This is a genomic window from Rufibacter radiotolerans, from assembly GCF_001078055.1.
Classification (GTDB): Bacteria; Bacteroidota; Bacteroidia; order Cytophagales; family Hymenobacteraceae; genus Nibribacter; species Nibribacter radiotolerans.
Genome location: NZ_CP010777.1, coordinates 2,885,229 through 2,898,246 on the forward strand (window position 1 = coordinate 2,885,229; position 13,018 = coordinate 2,898,246).

A 13,018-nucleotide genomic window follows, 5' to 3' on the forward strand; every position below is an offset into this window, starting at 1 on the left:
TTAAGCCTGTTTTGTAGGAAACAGGCTCAAAACAGGTTGTCTTCTGCTTGTGCTAGTTGCCCGGTTTGGCCGCCAGTTCTTCCTTTACCAATCCTTTTACCTGCAGGTATACCGGCATCACTTTCACAAACGCAGACCGGGTGGAGAAGACGCCGGCCAGGTTATTTTCCACGTCTATCCAGGGGGTAAACCCGAAGGCGCCCGGCGAGACCGCTTCCAGCACCTGGCCGGTTTTGGGGTGTACCCGTTCGCGCCACACGCCAATGCCGTAGCGCACCTCGGTTTTGTCTTTCAGGAGCGGCATAAACTTGGTGAAGGGGCTTTCCACTACTTTAGCCTGGCGGGTCTGGTCTTGCAGGAGCGTTTGCACGGCTTTTTCTGAGAGCACCCGTTTGCCCTGGTAATGACCTTTGTTCAAAAGCATCTGCAGGAACTTCATGTAGTCATTAGCGGTAGACACGGCCCCGCCGGCAATTCTGGGGTTACGCAGCGGGCTGGTACGGCCAAATGTGGTGCGGCGCATGCCCAGGGGCTGGCCGATTTTCTGCTGGAACAGCTCTTCCCAAGCCATGCCCGATACCTTCTCGGCTATACGGCCGGCCACCTGCATGCTCAGGCCGCCGTAATGCAGCTCGGTACCGGGTTTGGCGACCAGTTTCATGGCCGCTATCTGGGCCACTAGAGTATCAAAAGGCACCTGTCGTTGGTTTAAAACAGGAGAATCCAGGCCTTCGCCGGGCAAGCCCGAGGTGTGGGAGAACAGCTGCCGGATGGTGATATTGGCTTTCTCGCCGGTGAAGCCCGGCAGGTAATCCGCCACCTTGTCTTCCAGCTTTAGTTGCCCTGCATCTACCAGACTCATGATCACCGCACCAGACAGCCACTTGGTGGCGGAGGCAATGGGCACGGGCCGGTCGGCCGTAAACTGCCCGAAACTTTTGTCATAGATCATCTTACCGTCTTTGACCATTACCAACGCGTAGCCTCCCCCCTGGCCTTTGAGTTGCGGCAGCTTTTGTTCCAGCAATCGGTCTACCTGTTTGAAGTCATAGGCAGGCTGAGCCTTTGCAAGGCTTGTCAGAAACAGCGAGAACACCAGGTACAGGAAGATTTTCATAGCAGATAGTGGCGTTTGGTGCTTTGACCTAAAACCTGGGTGGAGGTTTAAAAGAGGAACTGGCTCTATATCAGCCTCAATTCCTGTACCTCACCTCTGCCCTGCTACAATAGTTGTAGTATTTGAAATGATTCTGATAGCTGCCTTGGCAAATCTGGTGTAATTTGTCGCTTCCAAACAGTACACCCAGACACCAGACATAACCATGCCATAGATAACCCGGGCAGGAAGAACGGCACCCAGAAAGCGCTTTCACCCACTTCGGTTACTTTTACCCTACTATCCTAAAAACATGCTCAAAACAGTTCCCCGCCTTTTCATGGTTCTCTTGCTGCTGACTGCCTTTACCGCGGTGGGCCAGAAAAAGGCCACGCCCGCCCCTAAGGCCAAAAAGCAGCCCAACATTCTGGTTATTTTCTCAGATGACCACGCCCTGCGCGCCATCAGTGCCTACGGCAACAGCCTGGTTCAGACGCCCAACATAGACCGGCTGGCCAAAAGCGGCATGCTTTTTAGGAATGCTATGGTCACCAACTCCATCTGCGGCCCCAGCCGGGCGGTGTTGCTGTCTGGCAAGTACAGCCATTTGAACGGCGTGGCGACAAACCAGGCAGGCGTGGCCTTTGACGGCAGCCAGACCACCTTCCCCAAGCTCCTGCAGCAGGCCGGGTACCAGACCGCCATTGTGGGCAAATGGCACCTGGTCTCCAACCCCACCGGGTTCCATTACTGGAAAGTGCTGCCGGGCCAGGGACAATACTATAACCCAGACTTTGTGTCGGCGGCAGGCCGCGAGCGCAAGGAAGGCTACGTGACAGACCTAATCACCGACGAGGCCCTGGGCTGGCTGGACCAGAAACGTGACAAGAGCAAACCGTTCCTGCTCATGTACCAGCAGAAATCGCCGCACCGTAACTGGCACCCGGCTACCCGCCACCTGAACCTGTATGATGACGTGACCTTCCCCGAACCAGCCACCCTCTTTGATAACTACGCCAACCGCGCCAGCGGGGCCCGCAACCAGGAAATGGAGATTGACCGGCACATGGAGCTCTTTGACGACAACAAGCTGTTCCAGCCCAAAGACTCGGCAGTCGCCCCAGGCCCCAGGTATGGGCTGTACGGCCGCATGCTGCCCTCGCAGTGGGTGCCGTTCTACAAGGCATATGAAGACGAGAACGCTAAATTCCTGGCCAATCCGCCCACGGGCAAAGACCTGGTCCGCTGGAAATACCAACGCTACATCAAAGATTACATGCGCTCCGTGGCCTCATTGGACGAGGGCATTGGCAAGGTGCTGGATTACCTGAAGGAGAACGGCCTGGAAGAAAACACCCTGGTGGTGTATAGCTCAGACCAGGGCTTTTACCTGGGCGAGCACGGCTGGTTTGACAAACGCTGGATGTACGAAGAATCACTGCACACGCCCCTGATCGTGCGCTGGCCGGGCGTGGTGAAACCGGGCACCCAGAACAAAGACATCGTCCTGAACCTGGACCTGGCCCAGACGTTTCTACAGGCCGCCGGCGTGGCAGAACCCGCTGAGATGCAGGGCCACAGTCTGTTGCCGCTGCTCAAAGGCCAAACGCCCAAAGACTGGCGCCAGGCCATGTATTACCACTACTCAGAGTACCCCCGCCCGCACCGGGTACCCGAGCATTTTGGCATCCGGAACCAGCAGCACAAGCTCATCTACTACTACTACCTAAAAGAGTGGGAGTTCTTTGACCTGAAGCGCGACCCGCAGGAATTAAAAAGCGAATACACCAACCCAGCCTACGCCGCCACCATCAAAGAAATGAAGCAGCAACTAAGCAAACTTCAGGCCCAGTACAAAGATCCCATCGCTTCTAAGATAGCTTTTTAAGCATGCCAGAAGTTGGAACAGTGTTTCGTGCTTGTTTTCATGAAAACAAGCACGAAAGAGCAAGCTGCTAAGGAATTTAGAGATATTCTCCCTGGGCAAAGGAAAGAGCATTGGCACTGGAAGTATCTGATACAAACCTACCAGTTGGACTTGGTTCGCACTAAATAGACTGTGCCTAAAAAAAGCAGCTAGGTTAAATTCCTACATTCACCCTATTCGTGGGGAAACGGGCCTGAAACAACTTTTCGCTGGGGTGGGCCGAACACAAAAAGGGCCGGTGAAATTTCGTTCACCGACCCTCCATTTTTGTCAATCTCAGTTTCTGTTTTGGGGCTGTTTCTAGCAAAACATCCTCAAAACGGTGGTTTACCTAAGGGAAGCTGAGGTTGGAAAGTTACTGCCGTACCACTGGCTGAATCCAGGCGGTTTCCAGGTCACCGGCCTGAAAGGGGTTTTCCTGGGGCTGGCTGGAAATCACCTTGGCCCGCACGTACAGGTCTTTTTTGCTTACTTTATAATCGGCCTGCAGGCCTTTCACTTCTTTGAGCAATTGGCTTTTCTCACTGGTGCCCGCGGTTTTGGCGCCCCAGAACTGGATGGTGTAGGTCACGCCGGGTTTCGGTTTCACCTTTAGGGCCAGCTTGTTTTTCTTATAGCTCAGGTTTTGCAGTTCCACGCCCGTGGTGGCGTAGAAATCTCCCTTTTCCATGGCGTCTACCAGGGCATTGGGCGTAAGATCTTTGGCTTTTACCATTACCCATCCCCTACCCGGGTTGCTGGCGCCCGCCTTGAACTCCAGGTAATCATGCGAGTCGTCGGTGGCCAGGCCGTAGAGCAGCGGTTTGCCGGCCTTAAGGTAATGGATCAGGAGCTGGTCCCAGAGTGCCTCCATGCCCAGGGTGGCCGAGTCGCCGTAGTTGTGAACGTGCGGGTGGCCGTTGTAGACCTCAAAGAAACGCTCGCCCCTGAGCTCTTTCATGTCATTCACCTTCACCGACCACCTGAAGTTGGGGTGGTTGATGTGTGGGAACATTGGCTGGCCGGTGCGCTTGCGCTGGGCGTACACAGCATCCAGGTTGTTTTGCATGGTCTGGGCCACGCTGTTTCCGCCCTGCGGCTTGATCACTTCCTGCACGTTAATGGCGCCCACGTGAATGCTTTTGTCCTCAAACTTGTCGGTGATCTCCTCGGCCTGCAGAATCAGGAACTTGCCTTGCTCCTCAAATTTGGGGCGGTATTCAGCCAGCGTCTTCAGCCTTACGTTGATCCTCCCCAGTGAATCTGTCTTATAGGTCACCCAGTCTTTGCCGTATTTGGCCAGGTATTCCTGGAACCTGCGCTGCCGGAATTTGTGGGCCGGGACCAGCTTCCATTTCTCGCCCTCGGCTAAGGTGTTATGGTCTGAGAGCGACACAAAATCATAGCCGTGGCTTTTGTACCAGTCCATGATCATCTCGGGAAAATCGTCTCCGTCGCTCCACAGCGAGTGGGTGTGCAGGTTGCCTTTGTACCATTGGCCGCCCTCCTGGGCCCAGGCAGCACCCACAGACAAAAAGAAAAACACCGCTAAAAGATATCTCATATGCAAAGGAAAGATTGGGAATGAAGGAAGCCAAAAGTACTTAATTAGCCGCTTGTTTCTTAAGCAGGTAACTGGCCACTTTGATATCATTACCCGCTTGGTTAGAGTCTCTGGCCACCAGTGCCCGCACGTTGGACAGTAAAGGAGCCGCCTCTGGGCCCATGGCTTCTATTACCTCCAGCGCCTGCACCCGCACCATATCATTCTGGTGTAGCAAGGCCGCCTGCAAGACAGGTATAATGGTTTCCTTCTCCCCGAGGGCGTACAAGGCCTCGGCGGCGGACAGTTGCACCGTTACCTCCGGGTCCTGCAGCAGCTTGTTCAAGGCGTTTTTAGCGGGCGCTGCTTCCTTGCCCAGAAAGGTACAGCCCAGAGCGGCCCAATACCGCACCACGGGTTCAGGGTCCTGAAGCCTTTTGGTAAGCTCCGGCAGGTGGGCGGTTTTTTTCTCCGAGGCCATCTCGGCGGTAGCAAGCACCTTTTCCCAGGGAAACTTGCCGCCCCTGATGTAGTCATATACGGCCTCTTTTTTGGAGATCTGCGCAATCATAGCCTCCGGAATAAAGCCGGCGTCTTTGGTGTCTGTGAGCCATTTTCTATTGGCGGCGCGCAGCCTCAGCAATACGGGTTGCAGTTCTTTCTGCCCGGCCAGGTTATGGATGTTGTGGGGGTCTTTTATCACGTCATACAGTTCTTCAGGGGGTTTGGTCTGGAAGAACGCCGCCTGCACGGGGTTCAACTTACCAGCCAGGTAGGCAGCTTCCCAGGAGGCCATGGAGGCGGCATGCCATTGGTACTCCTGGTGCTGGCCGTACCTTTTATGCGGCATGTAATTTCTGATGTAACGGTACTTTTTATCCCGCACCGACCGGCTCAGGTCATTGCGCTCATCCATGCGGCCCCTGAAAGCGAAGGCCAGAGTTTGCGCCGCGGTTTGCTGTTTACCCAGGAACGGTTTGCCCTGCAGGTAACCTGGCAAGGGGACCTCTGCGAGGCTCAAAATGGATGGGGCGAAATCTATGAAGGAAACGATTCTGTCAGATTTGGTGCCCGGCTTACCGGGCGCCAGGTGCGCATATTTGGGCGGGAACCTGATCACCAGGGGCACCCGCAGCCCAGACTCATACAAAAACCGCTTGCTTCTGCCCAGCACGCCGCCGTGGTCACTGAAATAAAACACGATGGTATTGTCTGCCAACCCGGCCTTTTCCAGATCCTGTAACAGTTGGCCCACTGTGGCATCCATGGCTTCAATTTTGTCATAATACAGCGCCCAGTCCTGCTCCATTTCTGGGGTGCGCGGGTGGTACGGGGGCAACGGGGCTTTTTTGGGGTCATGCCGCAGCTTTTTGGCGGGCTTGTGGATCTGGCTTTCATGGGAGGTGCCAATGTTGAACACCGCAAAAAAGGGCTGCCCCGGCTTTCGGTTCAGGTACGTGGCCTTGTCACTGGATTCATCCCACACCCGAGGCTGGTCTTTGGTGTTATAGTCTTTCTTGGCGTTGTTGGAGGTGTAATAGCCTGCCTGCTTCAAATACCCCGGAAAAAACTTCACGAAGGCCGGAACCGGATAGTTGCTGCGCATCTGCTGGGTACCCATGGAGGACGCGTACATACCTGTGATAAGCGTAAACCGGGCCGGGGCACAAACCGGGGCCGCCGAAAAGGCATTGGTAAACAGCACCCCTTGGCTGGCCAGTTTATCAATGTGGGGCGTGGTGGCATAGGTGTCTCCATAGGCACCAATAAACGGGCTATTGTCTTCACTTACAATCCAGAGAATATTGGGTTTGCTCTCCTGGGCCTGCACGGCGAAGCTTACCGCAAAGAAAAGAAACAGAATCCGTAGCATCATTTGGCAGGAATTAAGGGAGACAACGTGGTTTTTAAGGATAAAGAATGGAGAATACAGACTTGTTTGCACTGGTTGCCATCACCTGCTTAAAACAAATACGTTTTATGCCTGATTTCTGAAAAACAAGCCTGAAACGCATTAGCCCCTGACCTACTTTCCTTCAGAAGCCCAAGGTTCCGTTTTAGGCTCATTTTCCTGAAAATGAGCCTAAAACGGGCCTACCAGGTCATGCCCTTTTTTGAAAAGCGTTATTTCTTCAGGATCTGCGGGTAAAGCTTTCCGTCCGGGGTTTTGAAGTCAAGGCCCAGCAGTTGGGCAATGACCGGGGCCACGTCCTGAATGCCCATTTCCCTGATGCGGACGCCGCGGTTAATGCCAGCCCCGGTGGCTATGAAGCCGGTTCTTATTTCGGCAAAGTCCGGGAAGTAGCCGTGGGCGCCCCCGTTATTGACCGGCTTCACTACTTCCCCTTCCACAGCGCCGTGAAACACGGTTCCTTTGGCAAACGCCAGCGCCAGCACCGGTTCTGGGTTAGCGCCTACGGCATCTAACTCCTTGCGCTCCACTACCCTGAACAGCTTTTTCTGGTCTGCCGGCAGGTTGGCCAGCAGTTTCTTCACTTTCTTAAGGGTGGCTTTGTCGTTTTTGTCTTTGAGGTAGAGAAAGGCAGAGCCGCCGGCGGGGTGGAACTTCGCTTTCCAGTCTTCTTTGCCCAACAGCCCGTTCTGGGTCAGCCACACGTTGGGGGCCAGGCTGGTGGTTCTGGTCACCATGCCGTGGTCGCCGGTAATGATGATGGCGGTCTTGTCTTTCAGGCCGGCTTTCTCCACGGTTTGCAATACATTGCCAATGAGACTGTCAATCAGCACCAACGACTGCTTGATGTGGGCATCATCGCGGCCATATTCATGCCCGGCGTGGTCCATGGCCAGAAAATGGATGGCCATGAGGTTGGGCTTGTGATTGGTGATGATATGGCTGGCCATGCGGCCGATGGTGCGGTCCAGGTCATCGCCATTGAAGCTGGCCGCCTCAAACTTGACCTTGGTGGCCTGCTCTATTTCATCCAGCAAATTGGCGGGGGTAACCAGCGGACGGGTCACGCTCAGTTGGTCGGTTTTTTCATCATTATCGGCGCGCCGCACTGGGAAATTGTAGTCAATGGGGGCACCCACGGTCACGGGCCACATCACAGACCCGGAGGTGAGGCCCGCCTTCTTCACGGCGTCCCAGAGCGTGGGTGTTTTGATGGCGCTTTCGTCCCAGTACCACTCGCCTTTGGTGGCTTCTATAGGCGAGTTGTAATAGATGCCGTGCCGGGCGGGTTTGGCCCCGGTCACCAGCGTGGTGTGCGACGGGTAGGTCACCGAAGGGAAGACGCTGTTCACGCCTTCGGCGTAGACCCCGCCGGCCATCAGCTGCTGCAGGTTGGGCGCAGGCCAGGCTTTATCAGTGTAGAACTCGGGCCGGAGGCCGTCAATACTGATCAAAATCACGTGTTTGGCCTGCTGGCCGAAAGCTACTGCCCCTGTTGCCAGTAGCAGCGAAATACTCAGGAAAATACGTTTCATACAGGGTTATATCTTTTTAACGGGCACCAGTTCCACATCATCTACCCACACCTCATCACCGGGGGCCAGGTTGCCAAAATACAGGGCCAGCTGGTAATTGCCGTCCTCGGGGATTGTAAACGTTTTAGAGCTGGCTTTGGCGCCCTTGGCCGAGGTGGAGATCTGCTGGTCCAGCATTTTGCTGCCGTCACCGCCTTTGGCCGGCTCAAACCGAAGCAGGAACGTGGCGTCTTTGCTGGCTTTGGAGGTGAGTTTGACCATGTATTGCTCGCCTTTGTCGGCTTTCAGGTTCCAGACCAGGCCAAGGGAATTGGGGCGGTCGCCGGGTTTCTGCATGCTTACCTTCGCGGAGTTTTTGCCCGTGAGCTGGCCGGTGTTGTCAATCTCAATGCTGCCTACCTTGTTGACTTCCCGCACATTCCAGCCACCCAGCAGGTCATCAAAGCTGCCGTTGATGTTCTTTTTGAAGTCCTCGGCGCGCACGTTGTACTTGCGGGTATCCATGGGCAGGGCTCCAATCTTTCCGGCCCACTTCTCCCAGTTGGCGAACATGGTGTTCACCCGCTCAGGGTATTTGGCGGCCAGGTTGTTCATCTCAGAGGGGTCGGCGTCCATGTCATACAGTTCCAGGGATTTACTGTTGAAGGCATCCCCTTCCTCGGTCTTGGCGACCAGTTTCCACTTGCCGTCCCGCACGGCTATGTTGGCCTCATGCTCCCAGTAAACGGTGCCCCGGTTGTTGGGCTGACCCCTGAAATGCGGCACCAGGCTCTTGCCTTCCAGGGGCGTGATCTTGTGGCCCTGATAGGTCTGCGGATAGGCGATTTTGGCCAGTTCAAGGCAGGTGGCCATGATATCGCTCACGTGGCCGTATTCCTTTACCAGGGAGTTGTTCAACTTGGGGTCAATGCCTTTGGGCCAGTGTGCAATAAGCGGAGAGGCGATGCCGCCTTCATACGTGTAATGCTTGTACTCTTTGAACGGGGTACTGCTGAGGTTTGCCCACTGAATGCGGTAGCTTTCAAAAGTGTCTTCCTTACCGTTCACCTCCTTGCTTTTACCGCTGTTGATGAACTCGGCGCAGGCCCCATTATCGCTTAAAAACAAAATAAGGGTGTTGTCCAGCTGGTTTTTCTCTTTGAGTTTCTGCATAATGCGGCCAATGCCCTGGTCCATGATGTCTATCTGGGCGGCGTAAATGGCCATGCGCATGGCCATCTCGTTTTTCTGCGCCTCAGACAAGGTACCCCAGGCCTCTACCTTCTTGTCGCGCGGTGAAAGCGGCGTGTTCTGGGCCAACAAGCCCATCTTTTTCTGTTTCTCAAACCGCTCCTGGCGAAGTTTGTCCCAGCCGGCCTGGTATTGGTTTTTATACTTATCTATTTCTTTCTGCAGGGCGTGCAGCGGCCAGTGCGGCGCGGTATAGGCCACGTACATGAACATAGGCTTCTGCGGGTTGGCCGTGAAGTGCTGGTCAATGTACTTGACGCTGGTATCACTGATGGCGTTGGTCAGGTAAAAATCTTTGGGCGCCGGGTAGCGCTTGTCGTTGCTGTAGTTCTGGGGCGTGAAGTAGTTGGAGCCGCCGGGTACAATCCCGAAGTACTGGTCAAACCCGCGTTGCTTGGGCCAGCTGTCTGAGACCCCGCCGTTGATCTTGCGCTCGTTGGTGAGGTGCCACTTACCGGTCATGTAGGTACCGTACCCGGCCTGCTTCAGGACTTCGGCGATGGTCACGCTTTCCTTGTTGAGGGTGCCCTGGTAAGCGGGCGTGCCCAGATCGGCGGCGGCCATCCAGCCCATGCCGGCCTGGTGCGGGTACAGACCCGTCATGAGCGAGGCGCGGGTGGGGCAACAGCGGGCCGCGTTGTAGAACTGCTTGTAGCGAACGCCCCCGCTGGCTAGCTTGTCCAGGTTGGGGGTTTGCACCTCGCCGCCGTAGCTGCCAATGTCTGAGAAGCCCAGGTCATCTGCCAGAATGAGCACAATGTTGGGCCGTTGCTGGGCCTGCCCGGTCAAGGCTAGCCCCAGAAGGAAGAACAGCAGGGCTTTGGTTTTTCTCAAGGTAAGCATGTATGAAAAGAGGTTTAAACGATGAATCATTTGGTTAAGGTCTTCTTGGTTTCGGGCCGGGCTTTCCTGTTTTAAGGCCGTTTTCTGAAAAACGGGCCCAAAACAGCAGGCTTATCTGGCCTGCATTACCAGAAAAAGGGAAGACCGCGGAGGTATGGTTTGCGAGAATTTATCCTTGGCGGTGCCCAGGCTTTTAGCCGCGTACACGTCCCGCACCTTGCGGCTGCCCGACAGACCCAGTTGGGCCCAGGTCACGGTGATGGCCTGGGCTGCGGCGGCATCTCTATTCAAGAGCAGCACCGCGTAATCTCCGTTCTTCAGTTTCTTGGCCCACACCTCGGCCTTGCCGGCGGCGGTGATCCTTTTGCCCTGTTCGGTGGGGTCCTGGTTTATGGCGATGGCCTCTTTCTTGAGGATGATTTTCTTTTCCTCTTCTTTCATCACGCGGGGGTCGTTGCCCAGGATAAGCGGCGCGCTCATGATGCTCCAGAGGGCGAAGTGGCTTTTCTGCTCTTCCTGGGTGAGGCCCTGCTCCCCGGTCACCAACATGTCTGGGTCGTTCCAGTAACCTTTGCCGGCTTTCTGGACGTGCTGGTTGTTTTTTCCGGCAATGGCCATCACGCTGCCCGGTTTCTCTGAATCAAAGACAGCCCCACCCGATTGCTTTGATTTGATATCGCCGGTGGTGCGGCCCATGTGGGTGAGGGCAGGGTACCACGGGAAAAACTGATAGGCGCTGGCGCTGAGCACCATGGCACGGCCGCTGGCTTTCAGGAGGCTGCTCCATTTGGCGTAGGCGGTTTGCAGGTTCTGGGGTTGGCTTTCCCAGCCTTTTTTCCAGCGTGGGTCATTGCGCGGATAGGTGGGTTGCTCGTCTAAAGAGAAGCGGCACTTGTCCAGTTTCAAAAAGTCAAGGCCCCAGTCCGCGAACTGTTTCACGTGCACCTCCTCATAGCCCCAGCCGCCTACTTTGTCCATGCCGCAGTCATGCGAGCCGGGGGTGGTATGCAGGCCAAACTTGAGGCCTTTGGAGTGGGCATAGTCTGCCAGGGCCTTCATGCCGCCGGGGAATCGCTGGGGGTGCGGCAACAACTCGCCGTTAGGGCCCAGTTTGGTGTCACGCCAGCCGCCGTCTACCACCACGTAGGTATAGCCCGCGTCTCTGAGGCCGCTGGCCGCCATAGCGTCAATGACCTCCCTGACCATCTTCTCATTGATGGCCTCCTTGCCAAACCAGTTCCAGCTGTTCCAGCCCATGGGCGGCGACGGGGCTAACGCCGGGCTTACCTGGGCCTGGGCGAAGGTGCCCAGCAGGGCCAGGAAAAAGGTGAAAACAATTCTCATACCTGATCAGGTTAAACAAGGGCTGGCTGCAGGTAGAACCTTTACAGCTTTCCTTATGGCTTGAAAACGTGCGGGTCGTTTTGGGCCTGTTTTCTGGAAAACAGGCCCAAAACGGAATTACTTTTTAGTGGTGTGCTGCGTGATCTGCCACTGCTTAGGGGCTTTGAATCCTTTGCGGCCTTCGCCGTAAGGCGGCACCTCTACGGGAGACGTAATGCCATCATACACGGCCAGCTGCTTTTTGAGGTCGGCGTAGACGGCGGGGTTCTGCAGGGCCACATTGGTTTTCTCAGAAGGGTCTTTCACAATCTGGAACAGGTGGTCCTGGGTGAGTTTCATTTTGGGGTTAAGGTCTGAGGCAGCGATCAGTTTCCATTGGTTGGTGATCATGGCCCCAGAGCCCAGGTAGAAGCTGCGGTTGATCTCTGGCTGCTTGCCGGTTAAGACCGAAACCATGCTGATGCCGTCCAACGGATTTTTAGGCTGTTCTTTCACCCCGGCAATCTCCAGGAGAGTAGGCATAACGTCTACATAGCCCATGAGCTGGTTCACCACCTTCGGTCCCTTGAACCCGGCGGGCCATTTAATGATGGCCGGAACGCGCACGCCCCCGTCCCACTCCGTGAATTTGGAGCCTCTCAGTTCGCCGCTGCTGGAGCCCTTGATCTCAGGTGCCGGGCCGTTGTCACTGTGGAACAACACAATGGTGTTGTCGTCTATCTTCAGGTCTTTGAGGGTTTTCAAGATGCGGCCAATGTTCTGGTCCATGTTGGTGACCATGGCGGCGTAGGTCATCTCAGGCGTATTACCTCGGCCCAGCTTTCCTTCATTCTCCTGGGCGTTTTTGTTCCCGAACCGCGGTTTGGCGGCATCAAACCCATAGGGCTTCATGTCTTCTTCCTTGGCCTGCAGCGGGCCGTGCGGCGCGTTGTAGGCTACGTAAATAAAAAACGGCGACTGCCCGTTATAGGACTTGATGTTCTTGACCGCCTCGTCTGTGAGCAGGTCTGTGGTGTAGCCTTTGTCATGGCTGGGCTTGAAGTCATTGTGCCAGTCCAATTCCCCTTCGCGCTCATGCGTGAAGTAGTCAATGGCGCCGTTCAGGTGACCGTAGAAATGGGTGAAGCCGCGGTTCAGGGGATGGTATTTCAGGTCGGCGTGGCCCAGGTGCCACTTACCCAGCACCGCCCGGTTTTTATAGCCGGCTTTGGCTAGCATCTCGGGCAGGAACACTTCCTTGGTGTCTACCCCAAACGTAGACCACGGCGGAATAACGGTGGTTCGCAAGCCAAAGCGGTCTGGGTACCTGCCGGTGAGCAGTCCCGCGCGGGTAGGCGAGCAGACGGCGGCCACGTAGAACCGGTTCAGCTCGGTGCCTTCTTTGGCCAGACGATCCAGGTTAGGGGTTTTGATCTTGCCGCCGTGGTAGCCCACGTCTCCCCAGCCCATGTCATCGGCTAGAATAATAATGATGTTGGGTTTCTTGCCGGGCGCCTGCGCGTACGCCCCCACGGTCTGCGCCAGCGTTAAAGCGAGCAGCAGGAAGCATTTACTCATGTGTTTCATAGGTTAGTTTGGTTTGGGGCTATTTTGGGAAAAACGGCCCGTA

The 13,018-nt window shown here is 55.6% G+C and carries 8 protein-coding genes; 1 reads left to right on the top strand and 7 read right to left on the bottom strand.

The window, feature by feature from the left end; genetic code table 11:
• Window positions 1-52 precede the first annotated feature (52 nt).
• Complete coding sequence (locus tag TH63_RS11925) at window positions 53-1,117, bottom strand: serine hydrolase domain-containing protein (protein WP_048921127.1); 1,065 nt, start codon at window positions 1,115-1,117, stop codon at window positions 53-55.
• 292 nt (window positions 1,118-1,409) lie between these two features.
• Between TH63_RS11925 and TH63_RS11930 the strand changes: the two genes are divergently transcribed.
• A complete protein-coding gene (locus tag TH63_RS11930) occupies window positions 1,410-2,984 on the top strand; it encodes a sulfatase family protein (RefSeq protein WP_053093798.1) in 1,575 nt (524 codons plus the stop codon).
• Window positions 2,985-3,378: 394 nt separating this feature from the next.
• On the opposite strand, the gene TH63_RS11935 is transcribed toward TH63_RS11930, so the two are convergent.
• The 6 genes from TH63_RS11935 to TH63_RS11960 form a co-directional block, all read right to left on the bottom strand.
• Window positions 3,379-4,566 carry a CehA/McbA family metallohydrolase domain-containing protein gene (locus TH63_RS11935; protein ID WP_048921128.1) on the bottom strand — a complete coding sequence of 396 codons (1,188 nt, stop codon included), beginning with the start codon at window positions 4,564-4,566 and terminating at the stop codon, window positions 3,379-3,381.
• Between the two features lie 40 nt (window positions 4,567-4,606).
• Window positions 4,607-6,421, bottom strand: a complete 1,815-nt coding sequence (locus TH63_RS11940; RefSeq protein WP_048921129.1) for a sulfatase-like hydrolase/transferase — start codon at window positions 6,419-6,421, stop codon at window positions 4,607-4,609.
• 248 nt (window positions 6,422-6,669) lie between these two features.
• Window positions 6,670-7,992 (bottom strand): alkaline phosphatase family protein, encoded by a 1,323-nt coding sequence (locus TH63_RS11945; RefSeq protein ID WP_048921130.1) that lies wholly within the window; start codon window positions 7,990-7,992, stop codon window positions 6,670-6,672.
• A gap of 6 nt (window positions 7,993-7,998) precedes the next feature.
• Entirely contained in the window at window positions 7,999-10,065 is a 2,067-nt protein-coding gene (locus TH63_RS11950; RefSeq protein ID WP_053093799.1) for an arylsulfatase, read from the bottom strand.
• Window positions 10,066-10,176: 111 nt separating this feature from the next.
• Window positions 10,177-11,409, bottom strand: a complete 1,233-nt coding sequence (locus TH63_RS11955) for a glycoside hydrolase family 27 protein (RefSeq protein WP_048921131.1) — start codon at window positions 11,407-11,409, stop codon at window positions 10,177-10,179.
• A 117-nt stretch (window positions 11,410-11,526) separates the two neighbouring features.
• Window positions 11,527-12,966: a sulfatase-like hydrolase/transferase gene (locus TH63_RS11960; protein WP_048922803.1), complete on the bottom strand. Its 1,440-nt coding sequence runs from the start codon at window positions 12,964-12,966 to the stop codon at window positions 11,527-11,529.
• Window positions 12,967-13,018 lie beyond the last annotated feature (52 nt).